The sequence below is a fragment of the Streptomyces sparsogenes genome (assembly GCF_001704635.1).
GTDB classification, from domain to species: domain Bacteria; phylum Actinomycetota; class Actinomycetes; order Streptomycetales; family Streptomycetaceae; genus Streptomyces; species Streptomyces sparsogenes.
In genome coordinates, this window is the sequence record NZ_MAXF01000132.1 from 41,166 (window position 1) to 56,798 (window position 15,633).

Below are 15,633 nucleotides of genomic sequence, written 5' to 3' on the forward strand. Positions count from 1 at the left end.
GTCCCCGGTGCTCCGTACGTGAGTCAGTACGTGGTCAGCACGTGATCAGTACGGCCCAAGCCTGGGGGCGCCGGGCTCGGGCCGTCAACCACGCACATCGGTACGGGGGGTGGTTCCGGTCCCGGGGTTCGATTCCGATCTCAGGGCTCGACGACGATCTTCCGGCCGATGCCCGAGCGGAACCGCTCCAGCGCCTGCGGGTACTGCTCCAGCGGCAGCCGGTCGCTGATGAAGACCTTCGGGTCGAGCACCCCGGTGGCGAACAGCTCGGCCGCGCGTTCATAGCTGTGCAGCACGGCCATGGAGCCGGTGATCGTGATCTCCTGGTTGTAGATCTTGTACGGCTCGATGACCGCCTTGGTGGCGTAGTCGGAGACGCCGAACTGCAGGAACGTGCCCGCCTTGGCGACGCGGCCCAGCCCGTCCTGGATCGCGGCCTGGTTGCCCGTCGCGTCGATCACCACGTCCCAGCCGCGCGGCTGGTCCAGCTCGTCGGCCGAGGCGGCGGCCCGGCTGCAGCCGAGCAGCTGTGCGGTGGCCAGCCGCTCGGGGTTGACGTCCAGCACGTCGACGCTCGCCGCCCCGGTCCGCTTGGCCAGCTCCAGCATCATCAGGCCCATGGTGCCCGACCCGTAGATCAGCACCTCGTTGCCCAGCCGGCTGCCCAGTACGTCATAGCCGCGCACCGCACAGGACAGCGGTTCGATCAGCGCCGCGTCCGCGACGTCCACGTGCTCCGGCAGCCGCACGCAGTTGGCCACCGGCGCGACGGCGAACTCCGCGGCGCCGCCGGGCACGCTGACCCCGATGGCGTTCCACCGGTCGCACAGATTGCCCCGCCCGATGCGGCAGTAGCGGCACTCGTGGCAGTGGAGGGAGGGGTCCACGGCGACCTTGTCGCCCACCGCCACCTCGGTGACCTCGCTGCCGACGCCGACGACCTCCCCGGCGAACTCGTGTCCGGGGACGATCGGCAGCGTGGGGGCGAACTCGCCCTGGAGGATGTGCAGATCGGTGCCGCACAGCCCGCAGGCCGCCACGTCCACCACCACCTCGCGCGGCCCGGGGGCCGGGTCCGGGACGGTGGTGACGGTGACCTTGCCGGGGGCTTCGATGACGGCGGCCCTCATTTGACTGCTCCTAGCGACAGGCCCTGGACCAGCTTGTCCTGGGCGGCGAAACCGGCGGCCAGCACCGGCAGGGAAATGACCATCGAGGCCGCGCACACCTGTGCCAGGAACAGCCCCTGACTGGTGACGAAGCCGGTCAGGAAGGCCGGTGCGGTCTGCGCGACCACGCCGGTGAGCACATTGGCGAACAGCAGCTCGTTCCAGCTGAAGATGAAACAGATCAGGGAGGTGGCGGCGATGCCCGGGGCGGCGATCGGGGCCACCACCCGGAGCAGGACGGTCGGCAGCTTGGCCCCGTCCATCTGGGCCGCCTCGATGAGGGCCACCGGGACCTCGGAGAGGAAGGACTGCATCATCCACACCGCGATCGGCAGGTTCATCGAGGTGTAGAGGATGACCAGCAGCCAGATGTTGTCCAGGAAACCGGTGTTCTTGGCGAACAGGTACACCGGCAGCAGCCCGGCCACCACCGGCAGCATCTTGGTGGACAGGAAGAAGAACATCACATCCGTCCACTTGCGCACCCGCCGGATCGACAGCGCGTACGCGGCCGGCAGGGCCAGCACCAGCACGAAGGCCGTGGAGAACAGGCTCGCGCCCAGCGAGTTGAGCAGCGGCGGCCAGGGGTCGGCCCCGCCGTTCACCCCGAAGAACTCCCGGTAGCCGTCCAGGGTGAGCGGGGCGGTCAGGGACGGCGGGTTGGTGGCGGCGTCGGCCTCGGAGTGGAACGAGGTCAGCGCCATCCAGACGACCGGCAGCACGAACAGGATGCCGACCAGCCAGGCCAGCAGGCCCAGCGCGGCGCCGCGGCGGCGAGCCCGGCGGGCGCCCGGCGGGGTGGCGGACACGGACACCGGGGCGGTCGGCGCGGCCGGCGTGGTCAAGGAGGTCATGCGCGGGACACCTCCTCACGGAACAGGGACGACACCACGCGCAGCGCGAAGGTGGCGATGACGATCGTGCCGATCACCACCAGCACGCCCGCGGCGGATGCCTTCCCGTACTCGTGGGCGTTGTAGAAGGTCTCGTAGATGGTGTACGGGAGGTTGGCGGTGTCGAGGCCGCCGCGGGTGATGGTGAACACCGCGTCGAAGTTCTGCACGATGTAGATCGACCCCAGCAGGGTGCCCAGCTCCAGATAGCGCCGCAGGTGCGGCAGGGTCAGGAAGCGGAAGATCTGCCAGTTGCCCGCCCCGTCCAGCCGCGCCGCCTCGATCATGTCCAGGGGGCGGCTCTGCAGCCCGGCCAGCAGGATCAGCATCATGAACGGCGTCCACTGCCACACCAGCGAGGCCTCCACCGCGAACATCGGCATGTCGGAGATCCAGTCCGGCTGCGGCGGGCTGTCCACGCCGAACAGCTCGCCCAGCCAGCTGAGCACGCCGTTGAACAGCCCGTACTCCGGGTTGTAGAGCGCGTGTTTCCACAGCAGCGCGGACGCCACGGGGACCAGCAGGAACGGGGCGATGAGCATGGTGCGCACCAGCCCCCGGCCGCGGAACTTCCGGTCCATCAGCAGGGCCAGCAGCAGGCCGAGGACCACGCTCACGATGACCACGGTGGCGGTGAGCAGCACGGTGGTGACGATCGACTCGCGCAGCGCCTCGTCGCTCGCCACCGAGGTGTAGTTGGACAGGCCGGTGAACTTCCGCTCGTCGGGCTTGAGCGAGTTCCAGTCGAAGAGGGAGATCACCAAGGTCGCCACGAACGGCAGCTGGGTGACCAGGATGAGGAAGATCAGGGCGGGCATCAGGGGTGCCCGCGTGGCCCAGGCCCGGGCCGCCCCCGGCTTCTTCGGGGCGCGTCGGGCGGGCGCGGCCACGGCGGGGGGCGGTCCGCTGCGTACGGGCGTCGTCGCCACGGAATCAGTCATCTTGGTACTCCTCGCCCACCTTCTCGGCCAGCTTCTGCGACTTCTCCAGTGCCGAGTCGACGGACTGCTTTCCGGCGATGGCGGCGCTGATCTCCTGGGCGACCTTGGTCCCGAGGTCGGAGAACTCCGGGATGTCGACGAACTGGATGCCGATGGTCGGCCGCGGCTGCACCCCCGGGTCGCGTGGATCGGCACTGGTGATGGAGCGGCGGGTGACCTCGGAGAAGGTGCCGGCGGCCTTGCGGTACTCCGGGTTGGCGTAGGTGGAGGCCCGTTTGCCCGCGGGCACGTTGGACCAGCCCAGCGTCCGGCCGACCAGCTCCTCGTACTCCTTGCTGGAGGCCCAGGAGACGAACTTCCACGCGTTGTCGGTGTTGCGGGACGCCTTCTGCACCCCCCACGCCCAGGTGTAGAGCCAGCCGGAGCTCTTGGTCTTCTCCACCGGCGCCTGGACGTAGCCGATCTTGCCCCGTACGGGGGACTTGGCGCTCTCCAGCGAGCCGGCGGCGGAGGTGGCGTCGTACCACATGGCGGTCTTGCCCTGGGTGAGGTTGTTGAGGCACTCGGCGAAGCCCGACTGGGCCGCGCCGGACTCGCCGTGCTTCCGCACCAGGTCCACGTAGAAGTTCGTGGCCTCGGTGAACTCGGGGGAGGTGAGTCGCGCCTTCCAGTCCTTGGTGAACCAGGTGCCGCCGAAGGTGTTGACCACCGTGGTGAGCGGCGCCATCAGCTCGCCCCAGCCGGGCAGCCCGCGCAGACAGATCCCCCGCATCCCCTTGCGGGCGCCGTCCACCTCGGCCGCGAGTTCGGCGACCTGGCGCCAGGTGGGACGCTTGGGCATGGTGAGGTGTTTCTCGGCGAAGACGTCCTTGCGGTACATCAGGAAGGACGACTCGCCGTAGAAGGGCTCGGCGTACAGCTTGCCGTCGTCGGCGGTCAGCGACTCCCGCATCGAGGGCAGGATGTCCTTCTGGTCGAAGGCCCGGTCGTCGGCGACATGGTCGTCCAGCGGCAGCAGCCAGCCGTTCTTGGCGTAGAAGGGCACCTCGAAGTTGCTGATGGTGGCGACGTCGTACTGCCCGGCCTGGTTGGAGAAGTCCTGGCTGATCTTGTCGCGGACATCGTTCTCGGGCAGCACCGTGAAGTTGACCCGGATGCCCGTTTCCTTGGTGAAGTGCTTGGCGGTGAGCTTCTGCAGATCCATCATCTGCGGGTTGTTGACCATCAGCACGTTGATGGTCTTGCCGCCGGAACCACCGCCCCCCATACCGGCGCACCCGGCGAGGAGCGCCCCCGCGGCCAGGGCCACGACCGGTATCCGGGCAGCACGAAGTGTCAGGGTGGGCATCACGGGTCCAATCGGAGGAACAGTCGGGAAACCGGGGTGGAGCGAGAAGGGAAGAGGGGGCCTCAGACGCGGATGATCTGCGGGCCGAGCAGCGAGTAGCGATTGGCCTCGGTCAGCGGGAGCCCGGTGTCCGTCACGATGGTCTCGAAGTCCGACACATCGGCGAACCGGCAGAAGCTGACAGCCCCGAACTTGTTGTGCACCCCGGAGAACACCTTCCGCCGGGACACCTTGACCACCCGCGCCTTGACCTCGCTGACCGCCGGGTCGGGCGTGGTGAGCCCGTACTGGCGGGATATGCCGTTGGCGCCGATGAACGCCAGGTCTATGACGAAGCCCGAGAGCATATGGGTGGCCCAGTGGTCGACGGTGGCCATGGTGCCGCCGCGGACCCGGCCGCCCAGGAGCAGCACGGTGGTGTTCTCTCGGGTGGCCAGGCCGCCGGCGGCCGCCAGCGAGGCGGTGATCACGGTCAGCGGACGGTCGCGGGGCAGGGCCTCCGCGATCAGCTGGGGGGTGAAGCCCTCGTCGATGAACACCGTCTCGGCGTCGCCGAGCAGCTCGGCGGCGGCCGCGGCGATGCGGGACTTCTCCGGGACGTGCATGGTGGTGCGGAAGGCGAGGGTGGTCTCGAAGCCGGCGCTCTCCACCGGGTAGGCGCCGCCGTGGGTACGCCGCACCAGTCCGTGGTCCTCGAGCACCCGCAGGTCGCGCCGCACGGTCTCCTTGGAGACCCCGAGGTCCGCGGCGAGCTTGCCGACGTCCACGGACCCCGCGCGCCGGGCCGCGTCGAGGATCTCCCGACGGCGTTCCTCCGCGTCCACACCGCACCTCCTGCCTGCTGCTGTCTTGCGTGGCAGTTTTACAAACCCGCAACGGGGAAGCCAGGGCCGGCACCGGGTGGATCGTGCCCGGATGCGCCCGGAGCGGGGGCGTCGTCGTGCCTGGTCGACGGGGCTGCGACGAGGATCGGCGAAGTACGGGGATGACCGAATGCGCGCCCGTCGGGCCCGTTCGTCGCCCGTTTCTGTGAAGAGGGCACGAACGGCGCCCGACCGGGCGCGTTCGGAGTCTCTGGAAGACTGGGGAAAGCCCGTTCGGGCATGTGCTATGGGGTGGGGAGCGCTCCCGAGGCGTCGAGGATGCGGTCGGCGACGTTGACCGAGTCGACCAGGGGGTGGAGGGCGAGGGCGCGCAGCGCCTGGGCGCGGGCGGCGGGGCCGCGGCTGGTCGCCGCCGCGATCGTGGCGCGCTCCACGGCCTTGAGCGAGAGCATCAGCCCGAGCTGGTCCGGCGCCACCGCCCCGGCGGCCAGTGGCCGGGCGCCGCCGGCGTCGACCAGGCAGGGCACCTCCACCACGGCGTCCGCGTCCAGTCCGGGGACCGCGGTGCGGTTGCGGACGTTGAGGATCAGCGTGGCGCGCTCGTCGCGGGCGATGGCGCGCATGATGGCCAGCGCGATCCGGTCGTAGCCGCCGCCGTCCAGGTCGCAGGAGTCGCGCTGCCAGCCGCCGCTGGCCTCCCGGCTCTCGGCCATGTACGTGGCCTCGCGCTCCAGGCGGGTCCGCTCCCACAGCTCCAGCGCCCCGGTCCCGCCGGACCGCCCCGCCGCCGCGGCCCGCTCGTAGAAGCCGGCCTGCTGGTCGCGGAGGAACTCGCCGCGGGTGGCGGGGGCGCTGCGGATGGAGGTCACCGCTTCCCGGTTGAAGTAGTAGTAGTGCAGATACTCGTTGGGCAGGGCGCCCAGCGCCCGCAGCCACCGCGCCCCGAAGAGCTTGCCCTCCTCGAAGGACTCCAGGGCCGTGGCGTCGTCCAGCAGCTCGGGCAGCCGGTCCCGTCCGTCCACGATCACCCCGCGCAGCCAGCCGAGGTGGTTGAGGCCCACGTAGTCGTAAGCGGCCCGGCCCGGGTCGGCACCCAGCGCCCGCGCGGCGCGGCGGCACAGCCCGACCGGGGAGTCGCAGATGCCGATCACCCGGTCGCCGAGCACCCGCTGCATGGCCTCGGTGACCATCCCGGCCGGGTTGGTGAAGTTGATGACCCAGGCGTCGGGGGCCACGGCGGCGATCCGCTCGGCGATCTCCAGGGCCACCGGCAGGGTGCGCAGCCCGTACAGCACCCCGCCCGCGCCGACGGTCTCCTGGCCGAGGACGCCCTCGGCCAGCGGTACGCGCTCGTCGCGGGCCCGGCCCGCCAGGCCGCCGACGCGGATGGCGGAGAAGACGAAGTCGGCGCCGCGCAGCGCCTCGTCGAGGTCGGTGGTGGCCCGCACGGCGGGGGCGGTGGGGCGCCCCGCGGCCTGCTCGGCCAGCACCGCGCCGATCGCGTCCAGCCGGCCGCGGTCGGTGTCGAACAGGACCAGCTCGGTGCAGCGCCCGGCGTCGTCCCCGGTGTCCTCCAGCAGGGCCCGGTACACCAGCGGCATACGGAATCCGCCGCCGCCCAGCACAGTCAGCCTCATACGGTCACTACCTCCACACCGGCCTCGCGGAACACCTCGAGGGTCGCCGGGTCTGATGTCTTGTTGGTGATCAGGGTGTCGATCTGCTGCGGCCCGCAGATCCGGGCCAGCCCGGTGTCGCCGGGGAACTTCCGGGCGGTGACCAGCAGCACCACCTCGCGGGTCGAGGCGAGCATGGCGCGCTTGACCGGCACCTCCACATGCGTGCTGTCCAGCACGCTCCCGTCGGGCAGCACCCCGCTGGCGCCGAGGAAGAGCCGGCCGACGTGCAGCTGGCGGATGTTGGACTCGGTGAGGAAGCCGACCATGGACCGGTAGTTGCTGCGCACCTGCCCGCCCAGCAGGATCAAGGTCACCTCGGGGTCGTCGCGCAGCTCCTCGTAGACGGCGAGATTGCTGGTGACGACGGTGACCGGGCGGCCCCGCAGCAGCTTGGCGAGCTGGAGCGTGGTGGTGCCGATGTCCAGCAGCACCACGTCCCCGTCGGCGACCAGCCGGGCGGCCCGGCGGGCGACGGCCGTCTTGTCGGCGAGGTCGTCCACCTCCACCTCGCTGAAGGGCCGCTCGTCGTCCGGGCGCGAGGTGGCCACCGCGCCCCCGTAGACCCGGGTGAGCCGGCCGGCGCGGCCCAGCTCGGTCAGGTCCCGGCGGGCGGTGGCCTCGCTGACCCCGAGCCTCTTGGCGATCTCCCCGATGGGCAGCACGCCCTCCTCGCCGAGGATGCTCAGCAGCTTCTCGTGCCGGGTCTCTCGCAACATGGCGGCAAACCTACTCCACGTGAGCGGGTTTGCGCGAGTGTGACCGACCTCTTGCAATCGGCGCCCGGGCCATGCAAGGTTTCGCTCACGCAGATCGACCTGAACAGATCGACATGAACAGCACGAAGCACAGGAAGGGCGCGCCGGTGAGCACTGCCGGAACCGCAGATTCCATAGACCCGCTGGCCGCCCTGCGAGCCCCCGGAGACCCCCAGCACGACGTCTATCTCACCGGCACGGTGTTCCTCGACATCATCTTCACCGGCCTCGACCACGCCCCCGTGCGCGGCACCGAGACCTGGGCCCGCGGCATGGGCTCGAGCCCCGGCGGCATCGCCAACATGGCCACCGCCCTCGCCCGCCTGGGCCTCCACACCACCCTCGCCGCGGCCTTCGGCGCCGACGTGTACGGCGACTACTGCTGGGAGTCCCTGGCCACCGGCGAGGGCGTCGACCTCAGCCACTCCCGGCGCCTGCCCGGCTGGCACTCACCGGTCACCGTCTCCATGGCCTACGACGGCGAGCGCACCATGGTGACCCACGAGCACCCGGCCCCGCCGCCCGCCGGCCCCGCCGCCCCGCCGCCCGCCCGCGCCTGCGTGGCCTCCTTCGAGCCGGGCCGGCAGGACGACTGGGTGCGCCGGGCCCACACGCAGGGCAGCCACGTCTTCGCCGACGTCGGCTGGGACGACTCCGGCCGCTGGGACCTCGCCGCGCTGCCCGACCTCGCCCACGCCCACGCCTTCCTGCCCAACGCGGCCGAGGCCCAGCGCTACACCCGCACCGACACCCCCGAGCAGGCCGTGCGCGCGCTGGCCGACCTGGTGCCCATCGCGGTGGTCACCAAGGGCGCCGAGGGCGCCGTGGCCATCGACTCGCTCACCGGGGAGAGCGCCGAGGTGCCCGGGCTGCACGTGGCCGCCCTCGACCCGACCGGAGCCGGGGACGTCTTCGTCGCGGGCTTCATGACCGGCACCCTCGCGGGCTGGCCGCTCGCCGACCGGCTGGCCTTCGCCAACCTCACCGCCGCCCTCTCGGTCCAGCACTTCGGCGGCTCGCTGGCCGCCCCCGGCTGGGCGGAGGTGGCGGCCTGGTGGGCGCTGACCGCGCGACAGGCCGAGGACGGCGCGGACTGCGGCGAACTCGTACGCCGCTACCGGTTCCTGGACGAGCTGATTCCGGCCGGGGTGCGCGAGTGGCCGCGCCTGCGGGCGCTGCCCACCATCGGCTTCCGGGGCGTGTGACGATGCCCGCGAGTCCACCGATACGCCTGAAGGAGACCTTGATGGGACGTCCCCGTACCGGCTCGCGCGGCATACGCCGCCGAGCCGTGCCCGCCCTGCTCGCCGCCGGGCTCGCCCTGCTGGCCACGGCCTGTGTGCCCGGCACCGACGGCTCGATGGCCTACGGCCCCGGCGGCGGCCCCGCCACCGCCGTACCGGACCCGGCCAAGGCGGGGAAGGTCACCCTCACGGTCTGGGACCAGGAGATCCGGGGCGGCACCAACGGGGAACTGGAGCAGCTCAACAAGGAGTTCCACCGCAAGTACCCCAATGTGACCATCAAGCGGGTGGCGCGCAGCTTCAACGACCTCAAGACCACCCTGAAGCTCGCCGTCTCCGGCAACAACCCGCCCGATGTCATCCAGGCCAACCAGGGCTACCCGGACATGGTGTCCTTCGTCCGGGCCGGGCTGCTCGCCCCGCTCGACGACTACGCCGGCATCTACGCCTGGAACACCCGCTACCCCAACACCCTGCTCAACCTCAACCGGGTCTCCGCCGACGGCACCGACTTCGGCACCGGCCGGCTGTACGGCATATCCCAGACCGGTGAGTACATCGGCCTCTACTACAACAAGGACGTGCTGGCGAAGGCCGGGGTCCAGCCGCCCAGGACCTGGGGCGAGTTCACCGAGAGCCTCGCCCGCCTCAAGGACCGCGGCCAGCAGCCCATCCAGTTCGGAAACCTCGACAAGTACCCGGCCATCCACACCTTCGGCGTGCTGCAGGACCAGCTCGCCGGCGCCGAGGCCCGCGACACCGTCCTCGGCCGCGGCCCGGGCTTCGACACCGCCGCCACCAAGGACGCGGCGGCCACCCTCGCCGACTGGACCAAGCGCGGCTACCTCCCCAAGGGCGCCAACGGACTCGGCTACGACGACGCCGCCAAGAAGTTCTCCTCCGGCGACGGCGGCTATCTGCTGACCGGCACCTGGCAGCTGGCCGACCTGAAGAAGGCCATGGGCGACAAGCTCGGCATGATGACGCCACCCCCGGCCTCGGCCGGCGCCGCCCCCGTCACCACCGGCGGCCAGGGCCTCGCCTGGTCCATCACCTCCCGCTCCAAGCACCCCGAAGTCGCCGCCGCCTACCTCGACTTCATCACCGACGAACACGCCGCCGACGTCATGACCGCCCACGGCGTGCTGCCCGCGGTGCCCGGAGCGGCCGCCGAGCGGGTCAAGCCGGACACCGTGGACGGCCAGATGATCGCCGGATGGAAGCGGCTGAGCGCCGCCGACGGGCTGGTCCCCTACCTCGACTACTCCACCCCCACCTTCTTCGACACCATCACCGCCGGGCTCCAGGGCGTCATCAGCGGCAAGACCTCGCCCGAGGCGTTCGCCGCCACCCTGCAGAAGGACTACGGCGCCTTCATGAGGAAACAGCGCGAGCGCCACGCGGCGGCCACCCCCTCCCCGGCGGAGCCCCGATGAAGCGCCTCCTGAACACCGCGGGAGGGCGCCGGCGGGCGCCGGGCGAGCCGCGCGCCATCGGCTACCTCTACATCCTGCCCGCCCTCCTGCTGTACGCCGCCTTCCTGCTGTACCCCTTCGGGCAGGCGGTCTGGCTGTCGTTCGTGCACTGGGACGGCCTGACCGTCGCCACCTCCGCGGGCTTCGACAACTACCGCGACCTGTTCACCGACCCCGCGCTGCGCGCCCCCTTCGCCCACGCGCTGCTGCTCCTCGTCTTCTACTCGGCCCTGCCGGTGGCCATCGGCCTGCTGCTGGCCGCCGCGCTGTCCCGCGCCCGGGTCCGCGGCATGACCTTCTTCCGCACGGTCCTCTTCCTGCCGCAGGTCCTCGCGCTGGTCGTGGTCGGCGTCGCCTGGCGCTCGATCCTCGCCCCGGACGGGCTGCTCAACGACGTGCTCCGCGCGGTCGGCCTCGGCTCGCTCGCCCGCCCCTGGCTCGGCGACTACGACTGGGCCCTGCCCGCCGTCGGCGTGGTCGGCACCTGGGTCGGCACCGGGCTGTGCATGGTCCTCTTCCTGGCGGGCGCCCAGCGCATCCCGCGCGAGCTGTACGAGGCCGCCCGGATGGACGGCGCCGGGCCGGTGCGGGAGTTCTTCTCCGTCACCCTGCCCGGACTGCGGCCGCAGATCGCCGTCGCGCTGACCCTCACCATCGTGGCGGGGCTGCGCAACTTCGACCTCATCTACATCACCACCAGCGGCGGCCCCGGAAACACCACGTCCGTGCCCGCCTACGAGGTCTATCACCGGGCCTTCGAGACCAACCAGGTCGGCTCGGCGGCCGCCGTGGGGGTGGCCCTCACCGTCCTGATCTTCGTCCTGACCGTCACGGTCTCCCGGCTCGTGGAAGGGCGGCGGTCATGACCACACGCCTCGAACGCACTGTCACCTACGGCATCCTCGCCCTCTTCTCCGTCATCGCGCTCACCCCGGTCATCGGCATCCTCTCCACCGCCTTCGGCTCGCAGAACTCCCTGCACACCGGCTTCTCGCTGCCCGAGGGCGGACTCCACTGGAGCAACTTCGCCGACGCCTGGAACCGCGGCCACTTCGGCACCTACCTCGGCAACTCGGTCCTGGTGACCGCGGCCGTGGTGGCGGCCACCACCGTGCTGGCCGTCCTGGCCGCGTACGCCTTCGGGGTGATGCGCTTCCCCGGCTCCACGGTGCTGTTCTACCTGTTCGTGATCGGCCTGACGCTGCCCCAGGAGGCGCTGGTCGTACCGCTCTACTTCGACCTGCGGTACGCCGAGCTCACCGACACCTACTGGGCGCTGATCCTGCCGCAGACCGCGCAGTCCCTCGCCTTCGGCGTCTTCTGGATGCGGACCTACTTCCGGGGCAGCGCCCGGGCGGTGATCGAGGCGGCCCGGATCGACGGCGCGAACAGCTGGACCACGCTGTGGCGGGTCCTGGTCCCCATGGGCCGCCCGGCCATCTCCACCATGGTCGTCATCACCTTCATGTGGACCTGGAACGAGTTCCTGATGGCGCTGGTCATGGTCAGCGGCGAGGCGCACCGCACGGTCCCGCTGGGACTCGCCTTCTTCCAGGGGCAGCACAGCTCCGACGCGGCGCTGCTCGCGGCGGCCTCGGTGCTCATCGCGCTCCCGGTGGTCGTGGTCTATGTGGCCCTCCAGCGCCGCTTCATCGAGGGCATGCTCGGCGGCGCGGTCAAGGAGTAGGGGTGGCGCGGAGGGTCACAGGGAGGGCGTGCGGCTGACCCGGCGGCCGAGCCGGTCCACGGCCCGGGCGAAGACCACCGCGTCGCGTACGGCCGCGCCGCCCGGGTCGTTGTTGAAGTACGCGTAGACCTCGGCGCCCTCCGGCCACGCGTCGGCCACCCGGCGCGCCCAGGCGGCCAGCGCCTGGCGGCCGTAGCGCGGCGCGGGGCGGGCCAGCCCGTGGTGGAAGCGCACATAGCCCCACCCGGCCGTGCGCCACAGCGGGGTCACCGGCCGGGAGCCGGCGTCCGCCCAGCACAGCGCCGCCCCGCGCCGCTCCAGCACCTTCCGGACCCCGTCGGTCCACCACGAGTCGTGGCGGGGCTCCACGGCCACCCGCGTCCCGGAGGGGAAGCAGCCCAGGGCGGCGTCCAGCAGCCCGCTGTCGGCGCGCAGGGTGGGCGGCAGCTGCAGCAGCACCGGGCCCAGCCGGTCCCCGAGGCCCTCGGCGTGCGACATCAGCCGCCCGACCGGCTCCTCGGGGTCGCGCAGCCGCTTGATGTGGGTGAGGAAGCGGCTGGCCTTGAGGGCCATCACGAACCCGTCGGGGGTGCGGTCCCGCCAGGCGGCGAACTGCTCGCGGCTGGGCAGCCGGTAGAAGGCGTTGTTGGACTCGACCGTGGCGAAGCCCCGGGCGTACTCCTCCAGCCACAGCCGCTGCGGGCAGCCGGCCGGATACAGGACCTCGCGCCAGTCCTTGTACTGCCACCCCGAGGTGCCGACCAGGACGGTCATGCTTCGCCCGGGTGCCAGGGCGGCCACTGGCCGGGCCGGTCGACCCAGTGGACCTGCCCGGGGTCGTCCAGGTCGATGTCCGGGAACAGCCGGCGCACCCGCGGCTCGAACTCCTCCCGCTCCATCGGCTCCCAGCCCAGCCCCCGCAGCCAGACCCGCCGGTATCTGCTGTCCGCGTCGTACGAGTCCACGAAGACGAGATGGCCGGACTCGCTCGGATCCGTGGCGTTCTCCATGGCTCCAGGGTGGGCCGCCCCGGCCCGCTCGCGCGCGCCGGCGGGGCCGACCGGGTCCCCGCCGGTTTGCGGACCGGCGCATTCTCGGATTGATTCGTAAGGGGGCCGGGCGAGGCGACGGGCGGCCGGCTCTTCGGTCCGGTCTCCTGCGCTGGGGGTGATCATGATCTTCGTCGACCGCGCGGACGCCGGGCGGCGCCTGGCCGCACGGCTGCGGCCGCTGGCCGACGAGGACCCGGTGGTGCTCGGGCTGCCGCGCGGCGGGGTGCCGGTGGGCTTCGAGGTCGCGCGGGAGCTCGAGGCCCCCCTGGACGTGATCATCGTGCGCAAGCTCGGCGTCCCCTTCCACCGCGAGCTGGGCTTCGGCGCCATCGGCGAGGGCGGGGTGCGCGTGGTGCACGACGCGATCGTGCGGATGAGCCGGGCGCGCGAGGAGGAGCTCGCGGAGGTGGAGCGGGACGAGCAGGAGGAGCTGACCCGGCAGGCGCGGCGGTTCCGGCGCGGCCGGCCGCGGGTCGCGGTCGGCGGCCGGACGGTGATCGTCGTGGACGACGGGATCGCCACCGGCGCCACGGCCCGGGCCGCCTGCCGGGTCGCCCGGGCCCAGGGAGCCGCCCGGGTGGTCCTCGCCGTCCCGGTCGCGCCGCCGGACGCCGCCGAGGCGCTGCGGCAGGACGCGGACGACGTGGTGTGCCTGTCCACCCCGGCGGAGTTCTCGGCGGTCGGCGAGTGGTACGAGGACTTCTCCCAGACCAGCGACGCGGAGGTCGTCGCCCTGCTGTCCCGGTCGCCCGGAATGCCAGGTGAGGCGCATCCTGGTAAGTGACGCAGGAGGTGATGACCGCGATGGAGACGATCGTGGGATGCGACATCGAGATGGAATTCCGTGAGCTCGGCCCGCTGACCGAAGCGGTCGTCCGGCTGAGGATGCACGACGGGACCGAGATGCTGGCTCAGGGCCGGGCGAACCGGAACCCCGACGACCCGGCACAGCCGCGGGTCGGCGAGGAGATCGCGGCGGCGCGGGCGCTGAACAACCTCGCTCACCGGCTGATCTCGAAGGCGGGCGGCGACATCGAGGAGGTCACGCACGCGAAGGCACATCTGGTGATGTAGGGCGGGCCTGCCGCGGCCATCCAGCCGCGGCAGAGCACCGTTCCGTTCGTACGCGACGCTCCTCGGAGACGCCCCTCGGAGGGTCCCTCGAACACCCTCAGATCTGGACGCCCTTGGACCGCAGATAGGCGAGCGGGTTGACGTCCGAGCCGTAGTCGGGGCCGGTGCGCACCTCGAAGTGGACGTGCGGGCCGGTCACGTTGCCGGTCGCCCCGGATCTGCCGATCTGCCGGCCGCCGCTCACCTTCTGACCGACGTGGACGGACAGCGAGGACAGGTGCGCGTACTGGGTGTACATGCCGTCGGGGTGGCGGAGCACCACCTGGTAGCCGTACGCGCCACCCCAGCCCGCGGCCACCACCTCCGCCGAGCCCACCGCCCGCACCTGGGTGCCGGTGGCCACGGGGAAGTCCACGCCGGTGTGGTGGCCGCTTGACCAGTGGCTGCCCGGGACGCCCCAGGCGGTGCCGATGGCATGGCCGGCGACCGGCGTGGTGAAGGACGACGAGGAGTGCGCCGACGAGCCCGACTGCCCGGCCCGCTCGCGCGCCTTCCGCGCCTGCTCCGCCCGCTGCTGAGCCGCCTGCTCGGCCCGCTGCTCGGCCCGCTCCGCCTGCTTGGCCCGCTGCGCGGCCTGCTCGGTCTGTTCGGCCCGGTCCGGCTGCCCGGCCCGCGGCCGGGTCTGGTGGGCCTGCCCGGCCGGGGCCCGGCTCGCGTCGAGCGTGAGCTTCTGGCCGGGGTAGATCAGGTCCGGGTCGCCGCCGATGACCCGGCGGTTGGCGTCGTAGAGCCGCTGCCAGCCGCCGTCCACGTCCCGCGCGTCGGCGATCCGGGACAGCGTGTCGCCGCTCACCACGGTGTACGAGGAGCCGGAGCGTCCCGCGGCGGCCGCGCCCCGGTCGGCGGCCCCGGTGCCGGTCTTGGGGGCGGCCTTCGGTGCGGCGGTGGCCTTCGGGGCGGCCTTCGGGGTGGTCCTGGGCGCGGCCTTGGAGGCCGCGGTGCCGGGGGAGACGTCCGCGGGCTGACCGCCGCGGGTCAGACCCGCCTTGACCGAGCAGACCGGCCAGGCGCCGGGGCCCTGGGCGTCGAGCACCTTCTCGGCGACGGCTATCTGCTGGGCCTTGGTGGCCAGATCGGCCCGCGCCGCGTAGGCCGTCCCGCCGAACGCCTCCCAGGTGGACTGGGAGAACTGCAGGCCGCCGTAGTAGCCGTTCCCCGTGTTGATGCTCCAGTTGTCGGTGGACTCGCACTCCGCCACCTTGTCCCAGGTGTCGACGGAGGCGGCGTTCGCCTGGCCGACGCCTATGAGGGGCAGCGCGACGCCGGCGCCGCCCGCGGTGAACGCGAGGGAGGCGCGGGAGACGCGGCGGGGCCGGGGCCTGCGGTGACGTCCGCGTGCAGCCATTGAGCTCATCCTCTCCTGACGCCTGCGAGGTGAGCTGTCGGGTTCGGGCGGGAGTTGCCCGGCCGCGCCTTGCTCGGTGCCCTGCCC

General features: G+C 72.1%; 15 protein-coding genes and 1 pseudogene. 6 read left to right on the plus strand and 10 right to left on the minus strand.

Going from position 1 to position 15,633, the window contains the following annotated elements:
- Positions 1-140 precede the first annotated feature (140 nt).
- The 7 genes from BBH68_RS27755 to BBH68_RS27785 form a co-directional block, all read right to left on the minus strand.
- A complete protein-coding gene (locus tag BBH68_RS27755) occupies positions 141-1,130 on the minus strand; it encodes a zinc-dependent alcohol dehydrogenase family protein (protein ID WP_065966441.1) in 990 nt (329 codons plus the stop codon).
- Positions 1,127-2,023: a carbohydrate ABC transporter permease gene (locus tag BBH68_RS27760; protein ID WP_065966442.1), complete on the minus strand. Its 897-nt coding sequence runs from the start codon at positions 2,021-2,023 to the stop codon at positions 1,127-1,129. Before BBH68_RS27760 ends, BBH68_RS27755 begins: the two co-directional genes overlap by 4 nt.
- Complete coding sequence (locus tag BBH68_RS27765) at positions 2,020-3,003, minus strand: carbohydrate ABC transporter permease (protein WP_065966443.1); 984 nt, start codon at positions 3,001-3,003, stop codon at positions 2,020-2,022. The genes BBH68_RS27760 and BBH68_RS27765 overlap by 4 nt, the downstream gene beginning before the upstream one ends.
- Positions 2,996-4,351: an ABC transporter substrate-binding protein gene (locus BBH68_RS27770; protein WP_065966444.1), complete on the minus strand. Its 1,356-nt coding sequence runs from the start codon at positions 4,349-4,351 to the stop codon at positions 2,996-2,998. The genes BBH68_RS27765 and BBH68_RS27770 overlap by 8 nt, the downstream gene beginning before the upstream one ends.
- A gap of 62 nt (positions 4,352-4,413) precedes the next feature.
- Positions 4,414-5,175, minus strand: a complete 762-nt coding sequence (locus BBH68_RS27775) for a DeoR/GlpR family DNA-binding transcription regulator (protein WP_065966445.1) — start codon at positions 5,173-5,175, stop codon at positions 4,414-4,416.
- Positions 5,176-5,459: 284 nt separating this feature from the next.
- Complete coding sequence (locus tag BBH68_RS27780; RefSeq protein ID WP_174589101.1) at positions 5,460-6,812, minus strand: 6-phospho-beta-glucosidase; 1,353 nt, start codon at positions 6,810-6,812, stop codon at positions 5,460-5,462.
- Positions 6,809-7,570 (minus strand): DeoR/GlpR family DNA-binding transcription regulator, encoded by a 762-nt coding sequence (locus tag BBH68_RS27785; protein ID WP_065966447.1) that lies wholly within the window; start codon positions 7,568-7,570, stop codon positions 6,809-6,811. Before BBH68_RS27785 ends, BBH68_RS27780 begins: the two co-directional genes overlap by 4 nt.
- A gap of 113 nt (positions 7,571-7,683) precedes the next feature.
- On the opposite strand from BBH68_RS27785, the gene BBH68_RS27790 reads away from it, so the two are divergent.
- From BBH68_RS27790 to BBH68_RS27805, 4 genes are read left to right on the plus strand one after another with little or no spacing between them, the layout of a single operon-like run.
- Positions 7,684-8,814 carry a carbohydrate kinase family protein gene (locus BBH68_RS27790; protein ID WP_065966448.1) on the plus strand — a complete coding sequence of 377 codons (1,131 nt, stop codon included), beginning with the start codon at positions 7,684-7,686 and terminating at the stop codon, positions 8,812-8,814.
- Between the two features lie 41 nt (positions 8,815-8,855).
- Positions 8,856-10,289, plus strand: coding sequence for an extracellular solute-binding protein (locus tag BBH68_RS27795; protein WP_174589102.1), 1,434 nt, complete (start codon positions 8,856-8,858; stop codon positions 10,287-10,289).
- Positions 10,286-11,194 carry a carbohydrate ABC transporter permease gene (locus BBH68_RS27800; protein WP_065966449.1) on the plus strand — a complete coding sequence of 303 codons (909 nt, stop codon included), beginning with the start codon at positions 10,286-10,288 and terminating at the stop codon, positions 11,192-11,194. Before BBH68_RS27795 ends, BBH68_RS27800 begins: the two co-directional genes overlap by 4 nt.
- The gene (locus BBH68_RS27805; RefSeq protein WP_065966450.1) at positions 11,191-12,015 is read left to right on the plus strand and encodes a carbohydrate ABC transporter permease; all 825 of its coding nucleotides are present in this window, start codon (positions 11,191-11,193) and stop codon (positions 12,013-12,015) included. Before BBH68_RS27800 ends, BBH68_RS27805 begins: the two co-directional genes overlap by 4 nt.
- Before the next feature lie 15 nt (positions 12,016-12,030).
- Here the strand turns inward: BBH68_RS27805 and BBH68_RS27810 are convergent, their stop codons facing one another.
- Positions 12,031-12,789, minus strand: a complete 759-nt coding sequence (locus BBH68_RS27810) for a DUF72 domain-containing protein (RefSeq protein WP_065966451.1) — start codon at positions 12,787-12,789, stop codon at positions 12,031-12,033.
- Positions 12,786-13,025: a hypothetical protein gene (locus tag BBH68_RS27815; RefSeq protein ID WP_065966452.1), complete on the minus strand. Its 240-nt coding sequence runs from the start codon at positions 13,023-13,025 to the stop codon at positions 12,786-12,788. The genes BBH68_RS27810 and BBH68_RS27815 overlap by 4 nt, the downstream gene beginning before the upstream one ends.
- 163 nt (positions 13,026-13,188) lie before the next feature.
- On the opposite strand from BBH68_RS27815, the pseudogene BBH68_RS27820 reads away from it, so the two are divergent.
- A pseudogene (locus BBH68_RS27820) lies at positions 13,189-13,827 on the plus strand (phosphoribosyltransferase); the annotation flags it as partial.
- A 44-nt stretch (positions 13,828-13,871) separates the two neighbouring features.
- On the plus strand, positions 13,872-14,141 hold the full coding sequence (locus BBH68_RS27825; RefSeq protein ID WP_065966461.1) for a dsRBD fold-containing protein: 270 nt from the start codon (positions 13,872-13,874) through the stop codon (positions 14,139-14,141).
- 97 nt (positions 14,142-14,238) lie between these two features.
- Here BBH68_RS27825 and BBH68_RS27830 read toward each other — a convergent pair whose 3' ends face one another.
- Complete coding sequence (locus BBH68_RS27830; protein ID WP_065966453.1) at positions 14,239-15,546, minus strand: transglycosylase family protein; 1,308 nt, start codon at positions 15,544-15,546, stop codon at positions 14,239-14,241.
- Positions 15,547-15,633: the final 87 nt, after the last annotated feature.

What these genes read in the sequence shown, in the direction of transcription:
- BBH68_RS27790 (WP_065966448.1), top strand. Translation starts at nt 7,684, where the DNA reads ATGAACAGCACGAAGCACAGGAAGGGCGCGCCGGTGAGCACTGCCGGA.
- BBH68_RS27755 (WP_065966441.1), bottom strand. Translation starts at nt 1,130, where the DNA reads ATGAGGGCCGCCGTCATCGAAGCCCCCGGCAAGGTCACCGTCACCACC.
- BBH68_RS27800 (WP_065966449.1), top strand. Translation starts at nt 10,286, where the DNA reads ATGAAGCGCCTCCTGAACACCGCGGGAGGGCGCCGGCGGGCGCCGGGC.
- BBH68_RS27815 (WP_065966452.1), bottom strand. Translation starts at nt 13,025, where the DNA reads ATGGAGAACGCCACGGATCCGAGCGAGTCCGGCCATCTCGTCTTCGTG.
- BBH68_RS27770 (WP_065966444.1), bottom strand. Translation starts at nt 4,351, where the DNA reads ATGCCCACCCTGACACTTCGTGCTGCCCGGATACCGGTCGTGGCCCTG.
- BBH68_RS27760 (WP_065966442.1), bottom strand. Translation starts at nt 2,023, where the DNA reads ATGACCTCCTTGACCACGCCGGCCGCGCCGACCGCCCCGGTGTCCGTG.
- BBH68_RS27810 (WP_065966451.1), bottom strand. Translation starts at nt 12,789, where the DNA reads ATGACCGTCCTGGTCGGCACCTCGGGGTGGCAGTACAAGGACTGGCGC.
- BBH68_RS27795 (WP_174589102.1), top strand. Translation starts at nt 8,856, where the DNA reads ATGGGACGTCCCCGTACCGGCTCGCGCGGCATACGCCGCCGAGCCGTG.
- BBH68_RS27785 (WP_065966447.1), bottom strand. Translation starts at nt 7,570, where the DNA reads ATGTTGCGAGAGACCCGGCACGAGAAGCTGCTGAGCATCCTCGGCGAG.
- BBH68_RS27830 (WP_065966453.1), bottom strand. Translation starts at nt 15,546, where the DNA reads ATGGCTGCACGCGGACGTCACCGCAGGCCCCGGCCCCGCCGCGTCTCC.
- BBH68_RS27780 (WP_174589101.1), bottom strand. Translation starts at nt 6,812, where the DNA reads ATGAGGCTGACTGTGCTGGGCGGCGGCGGATTCCGTATGCCGCTGGTG.
- BBH68_RS27765 (WP_065966443.1), bottom strand. Translation starts at nt 3,003, where the DNA reads ATGACTGATTCCGTGGCGACGACGCCCGTACGCAGCGGACCGCCCCCC.
- BBH68_RS27825 (WP_065966461.1), top strand. Translation starts at nt 13,872, where the DNA reads ATGGAGACGATCGTGGGATGCGACATCGAGATGGAATTCCGTGAGCTC.
- BBH68_RS27805 (WP_065966450.1), top strand. Translation starts at nt 11,191, where the DNA reads ATGACCACACGCCTCGAACGCACTGTCACCTACGGCATCCTCGCCCTC.